The organism is Planctomycetia bacterium (assembly GCA_016795155.1).
GTDB lineage: Bacteria > Planctomycetota > Planctomycetia > Gemmatales > HRBIN36 > JAEUIE01.
In genome coordinates this window covers 173,899-198,943 of record JAEUIE010000005.1, presented here as the reverse complement: position 1 = coordinate 198,943, position 25,045 = coordinate 173,899, and the positions used below count along the sequence as shown (strand labels likewise).

The 25,045-nt window shown below is 50.5% G+C and carries 21 protein-coding genes; 11 read left to right on the top strand and 10 right to left on the bottom strand.

The window, feature by feature from the left end; all coding sequences use genetic code 11:
* Nucleotides 1-80: 80 nt before the first annotated feature.
* Nucleotides 81-554, bottom strand: a complete 474-nt coding sequence (locus tag JNJ77_02885; protein MBL8821506.1) for a GNAT family N-acetyltransferase — start codon at nt 552-554, stop codon at nt 81-83.
* A gap of 171 nt (nt 555-725) precedes the next feature.
* Here JNJ77_02885 and JNJ77_02880 point away from each other — a divergent pair, with 171 nt between their 5' ends.
* The 5 genes from JNJ77_02880 (at nt 726) to JNJ77_02860 (ending at nt 6,302) form a co-directional block, all read left to right on the top strand.
* Complete coding sequence (locus tag JNJ77_02880; protein MBL8821505.1) at nt 726-1,781, top strand: PD40 domain-containing protein; 1,056 nt, start codon at nt 726-728, stop codon at nt 1,779-1,781.
* Between the two features lie 8 nt (nt 1,782-1,789).
* Complete coding sequence (locus JNJ77_02875; GenBank protein ID MBL8821504.1) at nt 1,790-2,752, top strand: ABC transporter ATP-binding protein; 963 nt, start codon at nt 1,790-1,792, stop codon at nt 2,750-2,752.
* 10 nt (nt 2,753-2,762) lie between these two features.
* A complete protein-coding gene (locus JNJ77_02870; GenBank protein ID MBL8821503.1) occupies nt 2,763-3,872 on the top strand; it encodes an ABC transporter permease in 1,110 nt (369 codons plus the stop codon).
* Between the two features lie 12 nt (nt 3,873-3,884).
* Nucleotides 3,885-5,147 carry a glucuronate isomerase gene (locus JNJ77_02865; protein MBL8821502.1) on the top strand — a complete coding sequence of 421 codons (1,263 nt, stop codon included), beginning with the start codon at nt 3,885-3,887 and terminating at the stop codon, nt 5,145-5,147.
* A gap of 429 nt (nt 5,148-5,576) precedes the next feature.
* Entirely contained in the window at nt 5,577-6,302 is a 726-nt protein-coding gene (locus tag JNJ77_02860; GenBank protein MBL8821501.1) for a hypothetical protein, read from the top strand.
* 3 nt (nt 6,303-6,305) lie between these two features.
* Here the strand turns inward: JNJ77_02860 and JNJ77_02855 are convergent, their stop codons facing one another.
* A complete protein-coding gene (locus tag JNJ77_02855; protein ID MBL8821500.1) occupies nt 6,306-8,588 on the bottom strand; it encodes a DUF1343 domain-containing protein in 2,283 nt (760 codons plus the stop codon).
* A gap of 91 nt (nt 8,589-8,679) precedes the next feature.
* Between JNJ77_02855 and JNJ77_02850 the strand changes: the two genes are divergently transcribed.
* Complete coding sequence (locus JNJ77_02850; GenBank protein MBL8821499.1) at nt 8,680-9,378, top strand: DedA family protein; 699 nt, start codon at nt 8,680-8,682, stop codon at nt 9,376-9,378.
* A 47-nt stretch (nt 9,379-9,425) separates the two neighbouring features.
* Here JNJ77_02850 and JNJ77_02845 read toward each other — a convergent pair whose 3' ends face one another.
* A complete protein-coding gene (locus tag JNJ77_02845) occupies nt 9,426-9,740 on the bottom strand; it encodes a hypothetical protein (protein ID MBL8821498.1) in 315 nt (104 codons plus the stop codon).
* 108 nt (nt 9,741-9,848) lie between these two features.
* Complete coding sequence (locus JNJ77_02840) at nt 9,849-10,208, bottom strand: hypothetical protein (GenBank protein MBL8821497.1); 360 nt, start codon at nt 10,206-10,208, stop codon at nt 9,849-9,851.
* An 89-nt stretch (nt 10,209-10,297) separates the two neighbouring features.
* On the opposite strand from JNJ77_02840, the gene JNJ77_02835 reads away from it, so the two are divergent.
* The 3 genes from JNJ77_02835 (at nt 10,298) to JNJ77_02825 (ending at nt 15,468) form a co-directional block, all read left to right on the top strand.
* Nucleotides 10,298-11,197, top strand: coding sequence for a hypothetical protein (locus JNJ77_02835; protein ID MBL8821496.1), 900 nt, complete (start codon nt 10,298-10,300; stop codon nt 11,195-11,197).
* 93 nt (nt 11,198-11,290) lie between these two features.
* Nucleotides 11,291-13,789, top strand: a complete 2,499-nt coding sequence (locus JNJ77_02830; protein MBL8821495.1) for a PAS domain S-box protein — start codon at nt 11,291-11,293, stop codon at nt 13,787-13,789.
* A gap of 191 nt (nt 13,790-13,980) precedes the next feature.
* Complete coding sequence (locus JNJ77_02825; protein ID MBL8821494.1) at nt 13,981-15,468, top strand: hypothetical protein; 1,488 nt, start codon at nt 13,981-13,983, stop codon at nt 15,466-15,468.
* Here the strand turns inward: JNJ77_02825 and JNJ77_02820 are convergent, their stop codons facing one another.
* Together JNJ77_02820 and JNJ77_02815 are read right to left on the bottom strand one after the other, a co-directional pair.
* The gene (locus JNJ77_02820) at nt 15,469-16,326 is read right to left on the bottom strand and encodes an undecaprenyl-diphosphate phosphatase (GenBank protein ID MBL8821493.1); all 858 of its coding nucleotides are present in this window, start codon (nt 16,324-16,326) and stop codon (nt 15,469-15,471) included.
* Nucleotides 16,327-16,329: 3 nt separating this feature from the next.
* Complete coding sequence (locus JNJ77_02815; GenBank protein MBL8821492.1) at nt 16,330-17,562, bottom strand: tyrosine--tRNA ligase; 1,233 nt, start codon at nt 17,560-17,562, stop codon at nt 16,330-16,332.
* Nucleotides 17,563-18,214: 652 nt separating this feature from the next.
* Here JNJ77_02815 and JNJ77_02810 point away from each other — a divergent pair.
* Nucleotides 18,215-18,799: an HNH endonuclease gene (locus JNJ77_02810; protein ID MBL8821491.1), complete on the top strand. Its 585-nt coding sequence runs from the start codon at nt 18,215-18,217 to the stop codon at nt 18,797-18,799.
* Nucleotides 18,800-19,000: 201 nt separating this feature from the next.
* Here JNJ77_02810 and JNJ77_02805 read toward each other — a convergent pair whose 3' ends face one another.
* The 4 genes from JNJ77_02805 to JNJ77_02790 all read right to left on the bottom strand — a co-directional run bounded on the left by JNJ77_02805 (nt 19,001) and on the right by JNJ77_02790 (nt 23,681).
* Nucleotides 19,001-20,311, bottom strand: coding sequence for a DUF1552 domain-containing protein (locus tag JNJ77_02805; protein ID MBL8821490.1), 1,311 nt, complete (start codon nt 20,309-20,311; stop codon nt 19,001-19,003).
* Between the two features lie 20 nt (nt 20,312-20,331).
* Entirely contained in the window at nt 20,332-22,674 is a 2,343-nt protein-coding gene (locus JNJ77_02800) for a DUF1592 domain-containing protein (protein ID MBL8821489.1), read from the bottom strand.
* Between the two features lie 99 nt (nt 22,675-22,773).
* Complete coding sequence (locus JNJ77_02795) at nt 22,774-23,181, bottom strand: YraN family protein (GenBank protein ID MBL8821488.1); 408 nt, start codon at nt 23,179-23,181, stop codon at nt 22,774-22,776.
* Nucleotides 23,178-23,681 (bottom strand): hypothetical protein, encoded by a 504-nt coding sequence (locus tag JNJ77_02790; GenBank protein ID MBL8821487.1) that lies wholly within the window; start codon nt 23,679-23,681, stop codon nt 23,178-23,180. The genes JNJ77_02795 and JNJ77_02790 overlap by 4 nt, the downstream gene beginning before the upstream one ends.
* A gap of 184 nt (nt 23,682-23,865) precedes the next feature.
* Between JNJ77_02790 and JNJ77_02785 the strand changes: the two genes are divergently transcribed.
* The gene (locus JNJ77_02785) at nt 23,866-25,044 is read left to right on the top strand and encodes a group 1 truncated hemoglobin (GenBank protein ID MBL8821486.1); all 1,179 of its coding nucleotides are present in this window, start codon (nt 23,866-23,868) and stop codon (nt 25,042-25,044) included.
* The last annotated feature ends 1 nt before the right edge of the window (nt 25,045 follow it).

The following is a 25,045-nucleotide window of genomic DNA, read 5'->3' as shown; positions in this document are numbered from 1 at the left end:
TGCCCATTTGCTGTGGTCCATGCGAAAGCATGGTTAGCAAGAAGAAATAAACCTAACGTTTCCTCTCCCCGTCTATGATCTCACCTCTGATCCAGATCAGAGGTGAGGGGTAGTTCCATGCAGATGGATTTGCCTTGATTGTCGTAGTAGGGTGCAATCTCTGCAAACCCCATGGATTCATACATCTTCCTGGCTTCCACCATCGTCGGAACGGTATCCAGCTTGATGGACTGAAACCCCAGTTGCCTGGCCTCGTCGATAATAGCCTGTGCCAAATGTCTCCCCAGTTTTCGACCACGATACTCAGGCCGTACGTAGAGTCTTTTCATCTCAGCTGTGTTTTCATCCAGAGTACGGAGAGCTACTACTCCCATCGCATCATCGCCATTGAAGGCCAACAGTAACTGACCACGAGGCGGCCCATAGCGGCCGGGAAGTTCATCCAGTTCCAATTGAAAGCCCTGAAAACACAAACTGAACCCCAGGCTCTGTGCGTATTCCAGAAAGAGCGTACGCACCAGAGCTATCTCATGTTCTTGTGCCGCACGTATCATCCAGAAAGCCTCCTGTTTCGTATTATAAACAAGGGCCTACGAATATGAAGTTATGCGGGTCGGGTGCCACGGTTTGCGTGTACTTACGCTAACTGTGCCAATTCACCGCATAGTTATTTTTGGGCTAACTTAGGTCAGAAACTCACCTGGATCCTACTCACCGGAGCCTCCATGCGATCGCTATCTCTCGCCTTAGCGGGCATAACTTTCTTAGTAACGCTCTCAAACGCCTGCAGCCAGCCACCTGCCGATTGGAAGTCATCTGAAACTGCCTTTCTCAAGAATATCGAACAGCTCACTTTCGATTATGTACGTGCCGGGGAATCGTATTTCTCCCCCGACATGAAGCACATCATCTTCCAGGCCGAAGAGCGTGGTGCCAATCCTTTCTACCAGATGTTCGTCATGGATCTGGCTACCAAAAAAGCCTGGCGAGTCAGCAACGGTATTGGCCGAACCACCTGTGGCTTCTTTAATCCTCTGCATCCCGACATGATTATCTTTGCCAGTGGCCACATCACCAAGACTTTCGAAAAGGAAGCCAAGGAAGAACAGACCATGCGTGCTGAAGACCAGCGCATGGGCCGTCGCCGTCGTTATCAGTGGGATTTCGATCCGAACATCAAAATCTACTCGTCAGATATTCATGGCGGAAAACTCAAACTCCTCACCGATGCTCCCGAATACAACGCAGAAGGCAGCTACTCCAGCGATGGTAAGCAGATCGTTTTCTGCTCCAAGCGCGATGGGCATTTGAATCTTTACATCATGAATGCTGATGGCTCCAATGTCCGCCAACTCACCAAAACCAAAGATTGCTATAACGGCGGCCCGTTCTTTTCACCCGATGGCAAACGAGTCATTTTCCGTGCTGATCGCGAAAAGAAAGATGCCTTGCAGCTCTACGTCATCAATGCCGATGGCACCGGCGAGCGACAACTCACCAATAACGATGGCGTGAACTGGTGCCCTTACTGGCATCCCAATGGTACGCACATTATTTACTCTGGTGCTGACCATTCCAATCCTTCCGTCCGACCCAACTACGATCTCTACGTCATGAATGTGGACACCAAGGCAGTAAAGCGTGTCACCTTTGCTCCTGGCGCTGATGTCCTTCCTGTCTTCAGCCCCGATGGCAAGAAGCTCATGTGGACTTCCACTCGCGATGGCCGCATGCCCGGCTCACAAATCTTCACTGCTGATTTCTCCATGGAGCTGCCTTAATCCATTCCATGGACCAAGTCATCCATCTGCAGCAGGGAACCATCAAGTTCGGCAGCTTTGTCGCTGTTGACAAAGTTGATTTGCAGGTCAGTAAGGGAGAAGTATTCGGTTTACTGGGGCCAAATGGCTCCGGTAAAACCACGTTGATTCGTGCTTTCTGTGGCCTGATCCCTTTTGCTTCAGGCCATGCAAACGTACTTGGCAAAGATGTCAGTAAAGAAGCTGAAGCAGTTCGCCGACAGATTGGCTACATGTCGCAGAAGTTCTCCCTGTATCAGGACCTTACTGCCCAGGAGAATATGGATTTCTACACCGGCATTTACGGGCTGGGCAAAGAAGAAGCCCGACAACGCAAGGATGAACTGATCGAACTGACCGGCATCGGCCCCTATCTCGATCGCATTGCAGGCAAACTCTCAGGCGGCTGGAAACAGCGGTTGGCCATGGTCTGTGCTCTGCTCCACAGTCCACTGCTGGTCTTTCTTGATGAACCCACTGCGGGTGTCGATCCGGTTGCCCGTCGTGATTTATGGGACTTGCTTTTCCGGTTAGCTGCCCAGGGCATTACTCTCTTTGTCACCACGCATTACATGGATGAAGCCGAACGCTGTGCTCGCGTGGGCTACATTTACCTGGGCAAAATGCTGACACTGGGAACACCGGGTGAACTCAAACAACTCGAAGCCGTCAACCCTGTTGGCACCAAGCGGTGGGAAATCGTTGCCCCCAACAGTACCACCCTGTTCACTTCACTGCGACGCATGCCCGGCGTTCGCGATGTCACCCTGTTTGGCTTAACCCTCCACGCTTTGGTCGATGAACAACTGGAGCCTCGCGACCTGGGCCTGGTGGGTGAAGGCTACGATGTCCACCCCGCGGAACCTTCTCTGGAAGATGTGTTCGTGACTCTTTCCAAACAACAGGATGCCCTGCGCGGAGAAGGTGAACGCAAAGCGGGGATCAGTACATAAGATATTCCCCATGCTACAATCGCTGCAGCGCATAGCCTCGGTAGGCCGTAAGGAACTGATTCACATCCTGCGTGATCCAGCTACTCTCTTTTTCACGCTGTTTATTCCCGTCGTCGAAATGTTCATGCTGGGCTATGCGATCAACACCAATGTGCGTGATGTGCGCACCGTCGTGTTTGATCAGTGCAAAACCCAGGAAAGCTACGTACTATTGCAGCGATTCAAAACCACTCACGATGTGAAAATCGTCGCAGAGGTCTTCTCGGATGAGGAAATACATCGCTGGATTGTCTCAGGCAAAGCCCGAGCAGCCATCAAGATACCGGAAGACTATTCCCGGCGTCTGCTCGGCGGACAGACAGCCCAGATACTGATCAAAGTGGATGGCTCCGAATCGAGCACCGCTGGTGAAATCATCAATGTCTCGAACGCCTTGGCCCTGCGCGAATCACTGGCTCAGGTGCTGGGCGACAGACCATTACCCGTCGAAAGCCGTCCCCAGGTACTCTTTAACCCCGATACCCGGTCTGCCAACTTCTTCATTCCCGGCTTACTTGTCGTCATGTGCCAGATGATGGCTGTAACTTTATCCGCCAATGCCATCGTGCGTGAAAAAGAGTTCGGCACCATCGAACAACTGTTTATGACACCTGTAACAGCACTGGAACTGATACTCGGCAAAATGTTTCCCTATGTACTGGTCACCTATATCGAATTCTGCCTGGTCGCTTTCCTGATGCGAACGGTGTTTCAGGTACCGATCAACGGCTGGTTCACCACGCTACTGGCCATCTTCCTTCCCTTTCTGCTGGCGATGTTAGGCATGGGCTTGGCTATCTCCACCAAGGCCACCACGCGCGAAGCGGCTCAGCAAATGGCTATCGGCACCGTGCTGCCTTCCATCTTCCTTTCCGGTTATGTTTTCCCGTTCGATTCCATGCCTCTGTTCTTCTGGTACCTGGCTCAGCTTATTCCCACCACCTGGATGATTGATGCTTCCCGAGGCATCATTCTGCGGGGCGGAGGTATTGCCGATTTGAAGACGCATACTTTCGTGCTGTGGGCCATGTCCATCGTCATCGTCTACCTCGGCGCTTCCAAGTTCCGCAAACAACTGTAATGGGTGTATGCCATGCCCGAAACCGCGTTGATGCAACGGCTGGAGCAGGTGCTGGCTGCCATTCCACTGATTGATCCTCATTCGCATATCGATCCCCACGCCCCTGTTGCGAAAAGTCTCGATGATCTGCTCGGCTACCATTATTACACGGAACTCGCACATTCCGCAGGCATGAGCCATCAGCCGTTATCCAAAGATACTCCGCCACAAGAACGGGTTAAAGCCATCCTGCAGTATGCTCAGCGTTTTGAAAACACCGTGCAATGGTCGTGGTTTGTGGAATTGTGTCAAACCTTCTTCGGCTGGAAACATGATCGCATTACTCCAAAAGATGCCGACAAACTCTGGGAACAGGCTGACAAACAACTGAATCAGCCTGACTGGGTGGAAAAGGTTATCGGTATTACCAACCTGCAAAAGGTCTATCTGACCAATGCCTTCGATGATGACTTGTCTAAATTCGACACCGCCCGCTATGTGCCCTGCCTGCGTACCGATGATCTGGTTTTCCACTGGCATCAACCAGCCGTGCAGGAACGCTTGCAAAAAAAGACAGCGATGAAAGTGGGTGATGCTACAAGTCTGAAACGTGCTTTTGAAGTACTGTTTCGTGATTTCATCAGTCATGGTGCCCGGGCCTGTGCGATATCCCTTCCACCCGATTTCACTCCACATGAAGTCAGTGAAGCAGAACTCTCCCGGTCTATGAAGGAAGGCAACCGTGAAGTCACTGCTGCCGGTATCTTCTGGCTGCTGACACACCATTGTCGCACTTTCGGGTTACCTTTCGATCTGATGATCGGCGTGAATCGCCAGGTGTACCGGAATGGAGTTTACCAGGGACAGGATTTGTTTGACCAGCGTACGTCACTGATCCAGTACGCGCCGCTTTTCAATTCGTTTCCCGAAGTGAAGTTCTGCATCTCCGTGCTCACCAGCAGGCAGAACCAGGAACTGGCCAGTTACAGTTGGATCTTCCCCAACGTCTACACCAGTGGCCACTGGTGGTATACCAATATCCCCACGCTGATCGAAGCAGATCTGACACTCCGCCTGGAAGCTGTTCCTGCCAACAAACAGATTGGATATTACTCTGATGCCTACAAGCTGGAATTCATCCTGCCCAAGTTCAACATCTACAGGAAATGCCTGGCAAAAGTGTTGTCGCAGCGCTTTGTGATCGATCAAAAATGGAGCGAGGAACGGGCTGTGGCACTAGGCGAACAGCTTCTACGTCAGACTACACTCGATGTATTCGAGAAAGATACAAAGTAGTATACATTTATGCACTTAGTTTAGAGTTCAGAACGACGTTTTCATGCCCCAGCATGATTATTTCGAACCGATTTTCGGCGTGATGCAAACGAGGTCCGATTCGTTTGTTCATACTCAAGTCATAAATTGTAACGATAATAACGAACGGGATGCCGTCAAAGTTTAACTAACCGTCAGAGTTTTCCCTGCTTCTCATTCCTTCGTTGCTTTCCGCAGATTCCCCAACCGATGCGCACGGTGCATGAAAGGCGAAATTGGCCTTTTTTCTGGCCTGCCTTCGAGCAGCCCGCGTTGACACTCTTAAAACGCAACAGTAGACTTAGCCAGCCGCTTGAGGAATTGTCGACGCAAATCCAAGATCGGCAACGTTTTCCGTCATACTATCGGAATAATCGGATTGCCCGTTTTGACTGACAGAAAGACCCTCTCATGACTCATACTCGCTGGTCCAGTCCTGTCACCATCTGCCACCAACCTCACATTGATGAAGGCTTCTACAAATCCGTGGTGGAAACTAACCGCGCTCATCGCTGCCTGACTTTCATGCCGACCGGCTTCACTTCCACTTACGAATATCCACTCATTGTCTTCCTCCATAGCGAAGGAAACAATGAGCAGCAAATCAAACGAGTAATGCCCCACTTGAGCCGACGCAACTACATCTGCATGGCACTGCGTGGTACTGTACCTCTGTACCGTAAGGATTGCCGACAAGGCTTCGGGTGGAACAGCGATGCAGGTCTATCTGCTGAACTCGAAGATTACACCCTGGCTGCCATCGCGGATGCTTACGACCGTTTACCCGTGCATGCTGATCGCATTTTCCTGGCAGGCATTGGTGAAGGCGCTAAGCAGGCCTACCGACTGGCATTCAGCCAGCCCAACAAATACGCTGGCGTGATTGCCCTCAACAGCAAGCTGCCTAAGAATGGCCCACTTTGGCGATTAAGCCAGACACGTGAACTACCCGTGTTCATTGGCCATGGCGAGCAGAATGCTGAAATACCACTGGCTCAAGCCAAGCAGGACCACAAGTTGCTCTACACCGCAGGCATGGATGTTACATTCAAATCGTACAATACCTGCCACAAAGTCATGCCTGCCATGTTCCGCGACATGGATCGCTGGATCATGAACAGAATCATCAGTGACTAAAGCTTAATCCTTCGGATAGAGCAGATATTTCTGACGAACCTTGAGGAACGCCTCAAGGTTCTTTTCGCTTAGTTCCAACATATTCTGCACGCTGGCTCCGTCTTCCAGCAACTTCATCATTTCATCGTTTACCAGAAGAGTGTGCATTTTCTTCCATTCCCATTCCTGGCTGTACAATCGTTTGAGTGTCACCGCCAGAGCAAAGCCTAACTGGATGGAGTTCACCTTGCCTTTCTCCTCCATCACGATTTGCACACCCTGGCAGGTCTTATTGGCGTAAACGCTGCTGATGGGCTTAAATTCACAAGGCACAAACCGGATGCCCGCTACACTTTCTCGCGACAATTCCTGAGCCCAGCGAACTCCATCGATCCACGGTGCACCAATCATCTCAAAAGGCTTATCGGTGCCTCGCCCTACACTCAGGTTCGTAGTTTCCAGCAGTCCAACGCCCGGATACAGCCAAGCTGCATTCAATGACCTCATATTCGGAGAAGGGTTCCGCCAAAGCAATCCGGTACGATCATACGCCATATCCCTGTCCCAGTTTTCCATGCGGAACACGAGTAAATTGGCAGAGTAATTTCGTTCGACGTTAATCAGCCAGGCAATCTCGCCAATGGTCATCCCATGCCGTAGTGGCAGCGGATGATAAGCCACAAATGACGGTTTATCTGCATCGTTGACCGGTCCCTGCACCACCTCTCCACCCAACGGATTGGGGCGGTCCAGCACAATGACCTGGACATTACTTTCTGCTGCAGCCTCCATCACATACCCCAGCGTGGTGATGTAGGTATAAAACCGGCAGCCAATGTCCTGCAGATCAACGACTATTGCATCCAGCCCCTGTAGCTGCTCACGAGTCGGCTTCTTCTGTTTGCCATACAGACTGTAGATAGGTAGCCCTGTTGACTGATCCCTGCCATCAGCCACTGCTGCATCGACATCGCCACGAATACCATGCTCCGGGCTGAAGAGAGCGACCAGTTTGACCTTGGTGGCTGAGTGTAGAATATCAATGGTGGAAGTGCCTTCCCTGCCACGGCCTGTATGATTGGTCAGCAACCCGATGCGTTTATTCTCCAGCGTTTTGAAATTCTCTTTGCGAATAACATCAATGCCCGCGAGCACCGGGCTGCGTGTCGGTTTCTTGGTCAAATACCTGCCCACAATGTTGGCGACAGCCCGTCGCATTGCCGTGGCATTGCCCTTGCCATCGGGATGCACCCGATTTGTCATGATGATAACAATGGTCTGGCTTGTCGGATCGATCCATACCGAAGGGCCTGTGAAACCCGTGTGACCAAAGCTCAACCCCAGCGGGAAGGCATCGCCCCGGGGCACCGAATAATGCGTATCCATATCCCAGCCGAGCGATCGCATTCTTCCACCGGGCAGATGATGTGGCCTGATCAGTTGCTGTACTGTTTCCGGCTTCATGATCTTTCCGCCGCCCTGCATAATCATCATGGCAAATGTCAGAAAATCGCTAGAGGTGGAAAACAAGCCGGCATGGCCTGCCACACCATCAAGTGCCCTGCCCCGCGGATCGTGTACTACACCCCGCATCATCTTCCCATCTTCCGGTTCGGTGGGTGCATACTGCTGCACCGAACCTTGCGACTTGCTGATTCTGCGATACCCAGTCTGCTTCATTTTCAGTGGCTCGAAAATCTGTTCCTGGGCAATTACCTCGAGAGGTTTCTTGTAAATACCTTCCACCATGCGCCCCAGCACCATGTACCCTACATCGCTGTAGACAAACTTCTCACCCGGCTTATTAATCAGTTTTAAAGCATCGATTTTTTCGAATGCAACCTTCTCTCCTTTTTCGTAATCCTCCTGGGCATTGTCTGCAATCAAGCCACTGATATGCAGCATCAGTTGCTGCAGGGTAATATCTTCTTTGCCATGCCCTGTGAATGAAGGCAGATACTTGCTGGCCTTATCCTCCAACTTCAATCTGCCTTGTTCAACTAATTGCATTACTAAAGTTGCAGTAACAATGGGCTTGGTGATGGAAGCCATGTCGAAAATGGTATCTGTTGTCATCTGCTCGATTTGAGGGATTAAGGAACGGTAGCCATAAGCCTGATGGAGAAGAATCTGGTTCTGATGCCAGACAAGAACAACAGCGCCGGGCATCTGCCTGCTGGCCATGGCCTCCTGTACAGCCTGGGCAATCTCGCTATCCAGCGTGGGATTCGTTGACTGTTCAACTCCACCAGCAGCAACAAGAAAAAACAGGCTGAAAATGATGGCAGGTAAAGCACGCAAAGGCATGAACGACAACTCGACTTGTAGGAAATCGTGGCTCGGATACCTTATTCAAGTCATGGATGATTTGCCAACTGAACTGTAAGGAATCCGCAGCATGTTATTGGCTGATTTTGGTTTCAATGAACTTCTTAATCTTTTCCTGCATCTCGATAAACACCTCAACGAATGGGCAGCGACTTTAGGTCCCTGGCTCTATGTCGTGGTCTTTGCCATCATCTTCTGCGAAACAGGATTGGTAGTAACACCGTTTCTTCCCGGCGATTCGCTGCTGTTTGCACTCGGCGCACTCGCTGCTTCACCCGGCTCACCACTGGATATCTGGCTGCTCATTACACTCATGATTGTCGCGGCTATTCTTGGCGATGCTGTCAACTATTCAGTGGGTTATTTCCTTGGTCCCAAGGTTTTTCGCTGGGAAAAATCCTGGCTGCTCAACAAGAAACATCTGCTCTACGCTCAGGACTTCTATGAACGGTGGGGAAGCTGGACGATTGTGATGTGCCGGTTTGTACCGATTGTCAGAACCTTTGGCCCATTCGTTGCGGGCATTGGCAAAATGAAATATGCCAAGTTCGGCTTGTTCAATGTCTTTGGGGCATTTCTCTGGGTACTCAGCATGACCCTGGCAGGATACTGGTTTGGCAACCTGCCTTTTGTCAAAGACAATTTTTCGTATGTCATCCTGGCAATCGTTCTTATTTCTGTGCTGCCGATGTTCTACGCTGTCTGGTCAGAATGGCGACGCAGCAAGCAACTCGCACAGACTACTCAACAAGCGAATCCTGCATCGTAAAAAAACAACCCCTGGGTATTCCAGGGGTTGGTGATCAAGAAACGACATTAGTCTTTCTTCTTTTCGATTTTCTCTACCGCGACAACCTTCTTGCCGTCCTTTTCGCTCACCTTGGCAACGACCTTAGCGTCAGTGCTGCCTGAGCAGTAGTCCTTATGGAATTTCTTGTTGCTGTCAGCATCGAAGTAATACATTACTTCCTTGCCCTTTTCCTTAGTGACCATCACGGTCATGCATTTCTTTTCTTTGCCAAGTTCACACTTGGCACAACAGACTTTGCCTTCGAGTGTCACTGCTTTGTCTTCAGCGACAACAAAACCCAGGCAAGCAATCAGGCAAACCACAGCGAGTGCATAACGCATGAGAATATCTCCTTGAACATCCTGACACCCCTGAGCCGAAATGACTCAGGTCATACATCTATTAAACTACACAGTTAGTGAAAACAGTCCACCGTTCGAGTGTACTGCTTACTTATAAAGATCGTGACAGGCCTTGCAGTTGGCAGCTGCTTTTTGAAGCTTCTGCTTCCAGCCCGCTTCACCCTTTTGAGCAGCCTTGGCGGCAGTCACCATATTTTCAGTCAGCTTCTTATATGCAGCAGCATCACCCTTGTTGGGTTCGTGCTTAGGCAATGACTCATAGTATTCGACGAGTTTGGCCTTATCGGCAGCACTCGCCTTCTCTTCCAGCACCTTCTTCATCAGGCCACCCTTTTGAGCCTTATTCATCACTTCTTTGGTGGTGTACTTGGCATCTTCAGCGACAAAGCCAAGCGTGGTGCCTGCTATTGCCAGCAAGGCAAATAAACTAACCCAAGTTCGGCGCATAACTTCTCCTCAAACTTGTAAGAATAAGAATAGAACTGAGCCATGAAGTTAGCATGTGAACGTAGCAGGGTCAAGTAGCAGAAATGATTATGAAATCATCATTAGAACCAGGCTTGCACAAACGCATCATCCAACATCAGGGGCGCGAACGGCGTTATCATCTGTACCTGCCGACAACGGGTCAGCCTCCTTATCCTCTGGTACTTGCATTTCATGGTGCAGGCGCTACAGGCAAGATCATGTTGCTCCATAGCCGCTGGCTTTACCAGGCTGAAAAATCAGGCTTCGTTGTGGTTGCCCCGGAAGGCACTCCACCCAACCGCGAAGAAAAACCAAGTTTTCGACTCAACCCACAACTGTGGAATCTGGATACTACATTCACTGCTGCACCCACAGGCTATGCCGATGATGTTGGCTTTGTGAAAGCCATCCTGAAACAGTTACCTTCTTTGGTTGATTTTGCTGCTGACCAGGTGTACGCCACCGGATTCTCCAATGGTGCGGGGCTCACGTTCAGGCTGGCTGCGGAAGCCGGCAATCTGTTTGCCGCCATCAGCCCGGTTGCAGCACTTCCCTATTTGAAATCCGGCTCACCACCACGACCTATTCCCGCTTATTATCTCATCGGCTCGGAAGATCCACTCGTACCCTGGGAAGGTGGCCAGATTGTCTCCCCCTGGACAGGCGACACCACTACCAGGCCACCTGTACTCAAATCACTGCAGCAATGGGCTGAACTCAGTCACTTTACACCGGTGCTGGAAACACTTCACCACGACGATGCCTATGAAGACATGAAGCTGGGAGTCGCTGATTCCTCGCAGTTCATCTACTCAAGACTGTTTGGTTTAGGCCATCATTGGCCCGGCGGACGCGATGTGGGTGTACCCGAAGAAGTGCTTGGAAAACGGATTAAAACTTTTGATGCAACGGAACGTATCTGGAATTTCTTCGAGAAATACAAACTTCCCGGCAAAACAGTGCAATAACTGAGAACTCTGTATTTATCGTAGATTTACCCACTTCACATGGTATGATTACACATGAAAAATCATGACTAACTGGCAAGAAGTTCACTCATCATGAGCCTAGAAGCCATGACCCGGAAAAATGACAAGGGACTGGCTGACGATCCATTACCATTGTTCCCTTCCCTGATGGATGGGGCCAGTGCAGCTGTTATTCAATTTGACCACGAAGGACGCGTTCAACTCTGGAACCACGCTGCAGAAAAACTCTTTGGATGGCGTGCCGAGGAAGTACTGGGTAAGCCGTCACCCATGGTTCCCAACGATCTCTGGGAGGACAATCAGTCCTGGTTTCTGCGTTGCCTGGGTGGACAAACCATGTCAGGCATTCAGATGCAGCGGCGTCGGAAAGATGATACTCGCATCAATCTGCATGCCTGGGCGTGGCCAGTCCGTACTGAACAAGGCCGCATCATCGGCGTTATGATGATGTTTTTTCCATTGGGCGAACGCGCACTATGCTCAACTCTTACAGCAGATCAATATCTCAAGCGGCAAACGGAACAGGCACAGCGTTTTCATGCGGCATTGCTGGGGCTCACCAAAACCGATCATCCTGATTTGAACGCAGCACTGGAAGCCTATACCACCGTTGCCAGCCAGACCTTGCAGGTGGAACGGGTCAGCATCTGGCTGTTCAGTCCGCATCGACAGGCAATCCAGTGTATATGCCAATACCACAGCAGCCCTAAAAAGTTCGATGCAGGGCAAGTGCTGACTGCAGATGAATACCCTCGATACTTTGAAACGCTGGAGCAAAGCCGAAGCATTGCTGCGGGAACAGCCAGGCAGGACCCACGCACCAGTGAATTTACCGACAGTTATCTTGAACCGTTCGGCATCACCTCGATGCTTGATGTCCCCATTCGATTGCATGGCAAGGAAATTGGCATTGTCTGCCATGAGCATGTTGGCACCGAACGTGAATGGACACTCGAAGAGCAGGCCTTTGCAGGCACCATCGCTGATCTGGTATCACTCTCGTTTGAGAACCAGGAACATGCCAAGGCGGAACGGGCTTTGAAGGAAAGCCAGGCCACACTGCATTCATTTGTTGAAAGCACATCTTCATGCATGGCAGTGTTAACGCTGACTCAAGATGGTGATTTGCAGTTCAACTGGGCCAATGCTGCTCTCATCCGTCTCTGGCCGCAAGTCAACAAGCTCGAAACCTGGTCAACTCTTTCAGAACTGCCACTCACCAGGCCATTTGTCGAACGACTCAAAAAACATGCTCAAGAAGTAATTGAAGAGAAACGCTCCGTCCGAGTGGAATTGCTGGAAGACCAAACCAATAGATGGCTTGAAATCAGTCTGGCGCCCATTCATGCCAACGGTCACATGTTGCCACGATTAAGCCTGACCATGGACGACAAGACGGAACTGCACCAGGCCATTGAAAAGCTGCACAACAGCGAACAGCTTTTGTCTGCGGTCATCAATGGTTCGCCACTGGGTATTCAGGTATTTGACCAGAAGGGTACCTTGTGCAGGCAGAATCCTGCGATGGTCCAATTGTCTGATCGACTGCATCTCAACGGACAGATAGGCCAGTACAACATTCTTGAGCCGGAAAGAGCTCTGTCTGCAGACGATGTCACTATGGCACGCCGGGCCATGACTGGTGAAATTGTCGAGAATCCTCATCGACTGATTCATGAAAAAAATCACCATCCGACATCATCACAGAAAGCAGAGGATAACGAAGCTCAGATGGTACTCGACACCATCTACTATCCAGTGAAAGGCCAGGACAATTCCACCAGCGGCATTGCCTGCTTTCATCGCGATGTCAGCGAACGCAAGCGATTGGAAGAACAGTTACAGCAGACACAACGACTGGAAAGCCTGGGATTGCTGGCAGGCACCATTGCACACGATTTCAACGGCCTGCTCACAGCCATCTATGGCTTTATCGATCTGGCACAAAACGAACTGCCCGCACACCACCCTGCTCGTTCCTATCTTCAGTCGAGCCTGCAGGCCAGTCTGCGAGCAACCGATCTGACTCAACAACTGCTGGCTTATGCAGGCAAAGGCAAACGCGAAATCAAACAGTTTGATCTCTCCGTTCTGGTGCTCGAAGTCACTGAAATCCTGCGCAGCATGATTAACCAGCGTGGCATTCTGCAGATGGATTTGTCGCCGACATTGCCCGATATCACCGCAGACATGACCCAGATCAGACAGGTTGTTATGAATCTGATCAGTAATGCGGCAGAAGCTCTGACTCAGAGAACGAGCAAAGTATATCTGAAAACAGGTCAGGTTCGGCTCGATACCAATGAATTGTCAACGTGCCAGGTAAAAGCCAACGATGTCGAACCGGGCAACTTCGTCTTTATGGAAGTACGTGACGAGGGAACCGGTATTTCTCCTGATATTCAGCAGCGTATTTTCGATCCCTTTTTTACTACCAAATCCCAGGGGCGAGGCTTGGGGCTCGCTGCTGTCATCGGCATAGTGCGTTGCCATAAGGCTGCCATGAAACTGGTCAGTCAACCCGGCAACGGCTCTACTTTTACCGTCTATCTGCCTGCCTTTTCCACTTGACGTAGTCTGTGCTCCTGTTCTCTTGCATTCCTGCATGTTTAAAAAGTCGTGTTGCATTATTTTCGAAGAACCTCTACTCTCCGCCGTCCATGAACGGGCACCTGCTGCCCCCGCAGTTGAATAACCGTTCTGGTACACCCGTGTTGCCTTACTGCAAGGATGCGCCAGGCAACCATGAGCAAGGAAGCTCTATGAACCGAATTGCATACCCCGCATGCTGCGTCGCGCTGATTTTCTGCCTTTTCTCTGCAGCCTGGTCAGAAGAAGCCATACCTGGTTTATCGCCAGCTGCACAGACGGTGCTGAAACAGGCGAGACAACTTCTCGATCAAAACGATATCAGTAATGCTGTCATCCTTCTGGAATCGCAACGCGACGCGGTGGGGAAGGATCAGGAATACGCTGCTACCTTTTCCCGTGCGTACCAACTGCAGTTCGAAAAACTACAGTCCGAAGGCAAGTTAGCCCAGGCTGCACATGTCTGGGAAAAGCGATCCAAACTGCCTGCCACTCCTGCGATCAAGGAAACTAGAACTCCTCCACCAGAAGAAAAACCTGTTATAGTTGTCCAGCATAATGTACCACCTGTTCAGCAACAGGATCACCTGACTGCAGCACAGCAGGCTTTCGAGCTGGGAGAATTTGACAAGGCTTGCCAATGTTATGAACGGGGCAAAGCCAGCGGGAAGGAACTGACTCAGGAAATCAAAGAACAGTTTGCCTACTGTAAGCTCTATAACATCGCCAGGCAACTGAACGATGCCCAGGGAAAACCAGGTGCTGCACGCCCACAGATGGAGCGTGAAGTACGTGCTGCTCTGGAACTCGCTCCCCGACTTGAATTCGGCAAGGAGCTGTTGCAGCGCCTGCAGGCAGAACCCCGGCGTGTCAGCACCAAAGTCCGTCATCTGCAGAACAAGGAACAGGGCTGGGCCGTATGCGAGACAGAACATTTCCGTATCTTCCACGCTGATCCACAACTGGGTGAACAGGTTGCTGAAATAGCAGAGGCTACGCGTTCGGCGGTCATCCAGCGCTGGCTCGGACACGATGTCGAGTGGAGTCAACCCTGTCAGATTTATGTCCACCCCACCGCGGACAGTTACCACCGACAATCAGGCATGCCTGCGACAGCACCGGGGCATTCTGATTATGATGCAGATAAGAACGATGCATCCGTCATTCACTACCGCAGGGTATTTGTTCGTGCGGATCATGATCATATGCTGAGCGCGATTTTGCCTCATGAAGTGACTCACGTTGTTTTGAATGGCCAGTTCGGTCGCAAGCTGCTGCCCCGCTGGGCCGATGAAGGCACAGCAGTACTGTCGGAACCCTACTCACGCATCGGCATGCATCTGGATTCGCTGCCTGCAGCATACCGTGAAAACCGGGCATTAAGCCTGCAGGAAATCCTGACGATTGAAGACTATCCTCAGGATCGCTCCAAGGTTGCCAGCTTCTATGGACAAAGCGTATGCCTGGTGGAATATCTCTGTCAACTCAAAGGCCCAAGGCAATTCGTTGCCTTTATGCGTGATGGCAATCGCGATGGCATACCCGCTGCATTACAGCAACACTATGGCCTGTCCATGCAGGCACTCGAATCACAACTGCAGGAATGGATCGTGGTTCAGAGAATGCCAACGTTATTGCGTCAGACTCAGGCCCTTCGCTGATTACGCAAGCCAGATCCAGGCAAAGTAACTGGCTGCCACCAACCAGACATAAACGCCAAATATCCAGAGTTTCGCCTGCTTCACCAAAGCGATGAGTGGCGTAATCGTCAGGTAAGCCACAATCGCACTTACCAATGTGGCCACAATAGTCTTCAATAGAAAATCGCCGGTCAGCCATTCATGCAACGATGGATCCTTCAAAGCTTTCCAGATGCCACTGGCGCCCAGCCCCAGGCTGGCGACGACCGACATCATGAAGCTGAACCGCACCGCCCACGATTTTTCCAGACTCACCAGCAAGGCAACCGCCAGCGTCGATCCACTACGGCTCAGCCCTCGCATCAGTGCTGCACACCCTTGCGCAACGCCCATCGCCAGGGCATGATACCAGCGCATCTGCGGACCGGTAATCTTTCCCGGCTTCAGAAACCCGGTCATGATCAGCACAAAGCCCAGCAGAATGAAATTCAGAGCAACAACCCCAGGTTGCTTGAAACTCTGCTTGATATCATCCGATTTGACCAGCACCGCGAGTGCTGCAGGCACCGAAGCAATGCCTACCAGTACCAGCAGGTAAAACGCATCTCGATAACTGGCAGGCCACGTTGCTGCTGCCACCTCTCCATTCGATCGCATGACCGATTGCAGCCCCTGCCGCAGTTCTTTCCCAAAGTAAATCAAGACAGCGACCAGTGTGCCGAAATGCAGCACACCATCAAAGAACCACTCCTGGGCGTTATCTGGATTGTCCCAGCCAAACATTTTCTGAAATAGCACCAGATGCCCGGAACTGGAGATGGGCAGAAACTCTGTTATACCCTGTAGAGCTCCGAGAAAAATCGCTTCCCACCACGACATGCATCACCCCTGGGCTTCCAGCATCAGCCTGACAATGCGTCGTGAACCAACACGCAGCAGAATGCCGTCCGCAGGGATGGCCATCTTTGCCTGGAAGTTTTCAACCTTGGTTTTATCAGCCCCTGTTGTTACACCGCCACCTTCAATCAGCCGGCGTGCCTCACCATTGCTCTTGGCGAACTTGGCCATCACCAGCGCCCGCATCACTGCCAGCGTACCATCTGTCAATTCGGAAGCAGGCACCATCATGGTGGGAATGTCCGTGGGGTCCTGCCGTTGTGAAAAACGTTTCTCCCATTCAGCCTGCGCTTCACTGGCTTCTGCAGTGCCGTAATAGAAAGCAACAATATCAGAAGCCAAGTGTTTCTTGGCTACCATGGGATGGGTTTGCCCGGCATCGGTCAGCGTTGCAATTTCTGCCTCTGAACGATCGGTCAGCAGTTTAAACCATTCCGCCATCAGGTTATCAGGAATCGACATGGTCTTGGCAAACTGTTCATACGCAGGCTCACCGACACCAACATAATTCTTCAGGCTCTTGCCCATGCGGCGTTCACCATCCAGACCGCGCAGAATCGGCAGTGTCAGGCAGATTTGCGGCTCCTGTCCGGCATCCGATTGCAGATGCCTGCCCATCATCAGGTTGAAAAGCTGCTCAGTGCCACCCAGTTCGACATCGGCCTGGATATCGACACTATCCTGCCCCTGCATCAACGGGTAGAGACATTCATGCAGATAGATCGGAGTGCCCGATTTGTAACGCTTGGTGAAATCATCCCGCTCCAGCATGCGCTGAACCGTAATTTTGCTGAGCAGATTGAGCACGCCAAGAAACGAATACTTGCTGAACCATTCGCCGTTGAAGCGTACTTCCGCCTTCTCGATGTCGATAATCTTGCCTACCTGCTTCAGATAATCCACCGCATTCGCCTGCACCTGCTCTTCGGTCAGCTTGGCACGGGTCTGATCACGGCCACTCGGGTCACCCACAAGGGCTGTGTAGTTACCAATAATCAAAACAGCCTTGTGCCCCAGTTGCTGAAACTGTCGCAGCTTGCGTAACGGCACCGTATGCCCCAAGTGCACATCAATACCTGTCGGATCAATCCCATACTTCACCCGCAACGGCTTGCCAGTCGCAATGCTCCGCTGGAGCTTTTTGGTGAATTCATCACTGGGAGTGATCTGATCCGCCCCTCGCTGGATGATCGTCAGTTGTTCTTGCAATCCTGTCATCGTGTTCATCCTGATCCGTAGTAGACAGGATAGGGGAAGCACCGAACAGGGAAAGGAGATAGCGAAGAATGAGTGTGGCACCGAGTTATTCAAGGAATGATGAGACCTTCCGACCTGAATGTTCACCTCTGAAATTCTGGATTTGAACTGAACAAACATTGAAATGCAGGTTTGCGTGGCGAATAATCATGGTAGAAACATACTGTCTGGGAATTATTCAATGAACTTGACCCGCATACAGAATGCAATTGAGTATCTACTGAATTCGATTCGAGGTCTGTTTATTAAACGGCCAAAGGACAAACCTGTATATACAAAGTACCCAGAATTATCTCCTGCAGAGCAAGATTTCACTAATTCAAAACTGCTTGGAAAAACCGGCAATCGAGACGGGCAACCTTAGTAGTATCCAAAATGTTTGGATCCCACTGCTTGAAGATAGTCCTGCTGGCAATGAACAAGTATGCAATGACTCTGTCAGATTAGATTCTAATAGGCCGAGAATGTCTTAACGATGGAAATCATGCCCACCCTCCTCCAGAGACATCTCAAATGAAAATGATAACATTTCATTCATTATCTGGAATACAAAGTTGTATGATAGTCGTTGCACACATATCATCGTAGGGATAATCTACCTTCTAGTGAGACAATGTTCTCTCAACGACGAATGTTTATCCGCGAAGTTCGGATTGCTTTTATGAAATTCCAAATAACAGCATTCGATGAAGGTCGGTTCTATGACTTATCGATTCATGCTAAGAATAGATTAGATGCATTGGGAAAAGCAAGGAAAAGTGGTTACGATGTAATTGAGATTTCAGGGCCAGTGGCCGAAGAGGAAACACGCCTAACGGTAGAAAACACACAAAGACAAAGAAGAGGCATTGTTCAGGATAGTATCCCTAGTTGTTCATGTAATCGATGCAACGAATGTTCCTGGAAAAACCCAGTTGTCAGTCCAAATTTTAAAGCAGTAAAGTGGGAATGCAGCTTCTGCAAAAAGCAGTTGATAGTGAAGTTAAACGATGATACTAAGACAAGTTCTAGGAACATACCTAATAAAGTCAGGATGGAAGTTTGGCAGAGGGACAGAGGTGTTTGTGTTGAATGTGGATCAAATCAACACCTAGAGTATGATCATGTGATTCCACACAGTAAAGGCGGAAGTAATACAGCGAGAAATATCCGATTGCTTTGTCAAAATTGCAATCGTAGTAAAAGCAATAAGATATAACCTGTTCTCTTGGCGTGGACTGGGTGACAATGTTTGCTAGCAATGCGTAAGTCTTCAATGGCACTCTAAGATTGCATCGTTAGACCGAGTACGGCCAAACGATGGCACCCACACGAAGTCATCGCACGACTTTCACTGCTTTCGGAGTACCGAAAACAGTGCTACAAACTCTTAACACGATGCTAAACCAAGCAACTTTCCTCACCTCAAACGATCCAACGGGCCAGCGCCACAAAAGTCTGGATTACCAAATGACTTGACTGGCAATCCATAAGCATGAGCAAACGACATCAGCAGCCGGTTGTGGTGGGCTCGTTTGTACTGAAGCGATCTGCCCATCTTGAAATCGAGGCCGTTACCGACCATGACAAAGGGGATGTTATCCAGCGTGTGGGAATTCCCTTGTCCCAGTTCATTCGTCCAGACGATCAGCGTGTTATCGAGCAGCGAGCCTTTTCCGCCCGGCTCAGGGGTTTCAGCCAACCGCTTGGCCAGGTACGCAATCTGCTCGCAGAACCAGTGATTGATCTTGGTCAGTTTTTCCTGGGCCTTTTCATTTTTATCAGGCTCATGCGAAAGATCGTGATGCCCTTCGCTTATCCCCAACCAGCGCATTTTCGCCTGCCCCACGGAATTGGTGTATTGCAGGGTGGCAATGCGATTGAAATCAGCCATAAAGCTGTTCACGATCAAATCAATCTGCATCTTGCTGATGCGGGGAATGTTGTCGTTATCACGCCGGGTTCCCGGCTCCAGCACCGGAACAGCATGGCCAACATCCGCCTTCTTCGCTGATTTCAGTTCCTGTTCCATTTCCCTGACAAAGGTTGCATGTTCATCGAGCAGTCGACGGTCTTCCTTGCTGACCGCCTGGCTTACTTTCTTGAGATCATCGCTGACATCATCCAGAATGCTCTTGAGCAGCTCCTGATCTTTTACTTTGCCATAAAGCTTATTGAACATCTGATAGGGATCATCGATGGGGGAAATCGGCTTGTTCGGACCGGCATAGACCATGCGCGTCCAGGTATCAGCACGTTCAGGCACCATGACGCCAAATTCGAGCGTGCCAAAGCGGGTTCGTCGTGCTTCATCTTTCTGCAAATGTTCCTTGATAGCCTGATCGATGGAAAGCCCCGAAGCCCAGCCTGCGGGAGTATGCGAACCACCCTGGATATTGCCTGGGAACAGTTCAATGCCTGTCAGCAGGCAGCCGATGCCTCGCATGTGGTTGTCACCATCGCCCTGAACACGATCACAAACGCCTTTCAGAATCAGCGTTTTGTCCTTGAAAGGTTCCAAAGGTTTCAAACTTTCCTTGAAGCTGGTCAGCTCTTCTTCCTTGTCCGGCCAGAAAGTCTTGGGCACGATGCCATTGGGGCTGAAGATAATTACCATCCGCTGTTTGCGGGCCGTCTGATTGGCAAAGCACAGGCTGGGCAGATTCAGAATGTAAGGCACTGCCGCTGCGCTCAGCCCCAGTTTGCGGACAAATTCACGTCGATTCAGCATGATTCTTTCCTGTCAAAGTCTTATCGAGACGATTGTGCTGTAGCGCCTGGTTCGGGGAGAGCCGCATTCACTGCAATCTGAACCATCAGATTCTTGATGTGTAAGTTGCTCTGGGTAAAAGCTGCTGTCAATTCAGTTCGCTTGTTCACACCATACGCACGTATCGGCTGCTTGACCATGTGATGGAACAACTGCTCGACAAACGCTTCATGCACTTCCGGGCTGTTGGCCAGGTACTCAGCCAGATCACGAACACCTGCAAACTTGACCAGTTTCCCCGTTCGCGTGAAGTAGGCTCCCGTGGCATCAATCGGTTTACCGTTGTCCTTTTCCCGAAATCGTCCCACAGCATCAAAATGCTCCATGGTAAAACCAAGAGGATTGATGATGGTGTGGCAACTCATGCAGGCCTGCTGTTTGGTTTGCAGGGATACACGTTCCCGTGTAGAAAGTGTCGGATGCAACTCGGCAGGTAATGGCGTAAACGCTTCCATCGGTGGCTTCAAGGTAATGCCAAGTATGCCACGGGCCAGAAATACTCCACGATGGATGGGCGATGTCTCACTCACGTAAGCAAAGCTCGACATCAGGTATGGATGCGTTAGAACACCAGCACGATGACCGACATCCATTTTCACCTTCTGAAAACCCTCGATTTTCTGCTTCACTTGATAGAACTTAGCCAGTTTTTCATTGAGATAAATTTCTTCACTGAGCAACAGGGATTTGAACTGCGAATCCTTACTCCATGCAACATCATGGAGAAACAGATTCAAGGATGTTCGTAAATCCTGAATCAGCAAATCGGTGAAACCTGGATAACGCTTGGCATCCTTGGCTAGATCGTGCACCTGATCAATCTTGAGCCAGTGCCGGAAGAACTCGTTCAGCTTGGCAACAGCACGCTGGTCGTTCAGCATGCGCCAGGCCTGCTGGTCAATCTGCTCCCGCGTTTTGAGTTTCCCTGCTGCCGCTGCCTTGAGCAGTTCATCATCAGGGAGAGCATCCCACAAGGCAAAGGACAAACGGCTCGCTACGGCATACTGTTCCTCCTTGTTATCCAGATCACGATAAAGGAACCGGGGTGATTTCAGCGTCGTCAAGACAATTCGTTTCAGTGCATCTTCGGAGTTGGCTGCTTTTCCAAAGACTTTCTCCAACTGGCTTTTCTGCTCCTCGGAAAGTGGTCGACGATAGGCCCGCTCCATGAATGACTGGCAATACTGTTTGATTTTCTTATCCCGTACCTTGTCGCCATTCTTGATGCCTGCGAGCTTATCGATCCGTTCGACTACATAACTGGTCGCTTCCAGTGCAGCATCGGTACTCGCGTGATCCCAGGCTTTGGAAATGGAACTGCCTCGCTCCCAGCCGTAACTGCGATCATCAGGCGGGAACGGCGTGGATGCTACATAACTTTCAGGAAACCAGTCTGGCGTCAGGTTCTGTGCGGGAATGGTTTGCACGACTCCACCCGGCGGCTTCCATTTCAAGGTGATGTAGGCTGGCACAGGCGCAGCTGCTTTTTTCTTATCGGCTGAATCATCGACCCCCTGCTTGGCCTTGGAAAATTCAAGTTTGATCGGATAAACCTTCCCTGCAATCAGATACAGGCTCGCCTTGAATTCATCATCCTTGCCTGATTTGACCCAGGCATCAATGATCGGCTTGTTTTCATGATTCACATGCAGCCTGCAGGCTTGATTGCTCTTAATGATGAAATCGTGCCAGCCAGTCTCGGTCGCCAGCACCCCGCCGAACCAGTGGATATAGAATTCATAATCCTCCATTTTCCCCTGCACCGGGCTGCTGGTGCCAAAATCAAACTCGATGGCGGGATCAACCCGTTCCAAAACTTTCTTGTCATTCCGCCAATGCTTGAAATTGAAATAGTCGCCTTTGAGGCCACGTTTCTCGCCCCACCAGCCTTTACCAAGCTTATGGTCGATAACATCTGCAACAGCCAGGCGATATTGTCTGACTGTCAATCGCGACAAATCGGCACGTACTGGCTTATTGCGTTCACGGGCAATCTTGGAGTAGAAGGTTACATGCACATATTTGGCAACCGCTTCCGACTCCTGCGTGGTGAGTGAATCGGGTTTATTTTCTGGCATGGTCTCTTTGATCTGCAGTGCCAACTGGGTAACGCTCTTATCGCCTTCCAGCGGCGAAGCGTATTTGTCTTTAACCCCTTCTCCATGCTGCCCATGACATCGAATGCACTGTTTCTTATAGATTGCAGCACCCAAAGTGAGTTGATCGCCTTGAGCCACCACTGACGACTGACCAATCAGACAGACAACCAGCGTAAGGAAAGAACTCCCCTTCCACCAACTGTTGATTTGCAAGCTTCTTCGCATTTATCACCAAAACACTCAGCGAATCGTCATAGGCTATTATGAATTATACATTTCGAGATTGGTATCCGATTGCTGTTAATTTCCCTTTCTTCAATTCAACTATCCCATCATACTTCTGCTGATCGTCGACTCGAACGCATTCTCGAAATGTTGAATTACAGGCTGTTTTGCCTCGGCTGGCCAGGCAAGTACGACTACATCAAACCGGGCTGTTACATCAAACAAGCGGTATTGCTTCATGAACGCCAGTGCCAGTCGGCTCAGTTGCCGCTGTTTGGACGGATTAACTGATTCTATTGCTGACTCTGCTGTTTCGTGCGATGTGGATCTTACTTCGACAAACACCAGCACATTCCCCTGCCTGGCGATGAGATCCAGTTCACCCAGCGGGCATGACCAGTTTCTCGTCAGGATGCGGAAACCCTTCTTCCGCAGGAATTGCTCTGCATGTCGTTCCGAACGTCTGCCAAACCAGCGACGCCACCAGGGCATGCGGGGAGAGTTCATGAATCTGTACCGCGCTCAACCTGATCATTCAGCAGAGGCCTGATCTCAGGGTAGCGTTCCAGCAGTCGATAACAGGCATTCCATCGCAAAATGGCATCATCATTCCCCACTGGCCTGATGCTTTCTGCAGCATGATACCAATGCATGGCATCTTCGAGCCATTCAAAAGCAACCTGTCCGGCTTGGGGTGCACCTCGATTAAGCTGAGCCACTGCCTGCCGTTCACAGATTAAGCCATGATAATAGGCCCGATGATAGGGATCATTAAGCTGATAAAGTACCTCTTTGGCCTTCTGAGCGCCGCTGGTCAGTGATTGATCAAACATGTCGGTTATTGTCAGTAATAGTATGATCAATGCATCCTGATGCTTGGGATCAATCAGCAAAACATCCAGACAAATGCTTTCCGCCGCTTCGGGCTCGTTCAATGAACGATATTGCCTGGCTTTTTCAATAGCTGCAGGAATGCCTGCCGGGGTAATTGGCTTGAGCGATGTCATGCCACACTTCAATTCAGCTACAGTTGAACATTACCAGAATAACTTTCCCTAACTGAATTGCCAGCAAAATGGGAAGATACAGCGTCTTCTTCTGATGAATACTCGCCTCAAGACTGGAACCACTGTTATCCAGCCAATCTATCTGATAGAGTGTTGAGGTACTTCCTGTTCCGAGGGTAGGCCTATGTACCGGCTAATTGGCAGCCTTGCAATGGTGTTACTGGTGCAGTCTGGCACTCTTCTCGCTCAACCCTATTCTCCTAAAGACCTCGATGCCCGCATTGAAAACCAGTTGTACGAAGTACTCAAACTCGGCACCGATATCTACAACCGGGGTGGACATGATGCCTGCTATCGCCTCTACCAGGGCAGCCTGCTGAGCATTCTTGGATTTCTCGATCATCGCCCCGAATCGCAGACGAAAATCAAACAGGTATTGAAAGACTCAGACAGCATTACCAACGTTGCTGATCGAGCCTTTGCTTTGCGCACAGCTATTGATGAACTCCGTACGTCCATCAAGAATACGCATCAGTCGAAAAATGATGCAACTCCCCCAGCCAAGACCCCTCCAGCTTCCACGGCTGAAACGCTTACCCTTTGGAAACGTATGGGTGGCGAAGAAGCCCTGAAACCCATTGTCGACGACTGGGTTGCTCGCAGCCTGGCGAATCCACGCGTGAACTTTTCCCGGCGTGGCACCGGGCAGGAATGGGAAGCCAACCCGGAAAATATCAACAAGGTAAAGAAACAGCTGCTACAGTTTGTGAGCAGCATTACCGGTGGCCCGGTTCAATACTCCGGTCAGGATATCAAGCTGCTGCACAGCAGGATGAAAATCTCTGAACCTGAGTTCAATGCCATGATGGATGACCTTCGTGCTTCGCTCGATAAGTTCTTCGTATCCCCCTTTGAACGGAATGAGTTGATGCGGCGGATGGGGGAAACAAAGCCCAGCATTCTGGACAGCAGCATCATTACCAAGCCGCTATGGGATCGACTGGGTGGCGAAACAGCCATTACTCTCGTAGTCGATGATTTCGTCATTCGTGCAATGAACAATCCGAAGGTAAATTTCGCCCGCAGGAACACCGGCAAGGAATGGACCGCTACTGATGCCCAGGTGACACAGTTGAAGTCACGATTGGTCCAGTGGATCAGCACTATTTCGCAAGGGCCGTTGAAATATGAAGGCAAATCGATGCGAGAAACCCATGGTGGCCTGAAAATCACCAGCGAGGAATACGATGCCCTGGCGAACGATCTGAAACTGAGCCTGGAAAAGTACAAAGTGAACAAGGCTGAGATGGAAGAGCTTCTCAGCCTCGTCAACAAGTTCAAACTGCAGATCGTTGAGCGTTAAG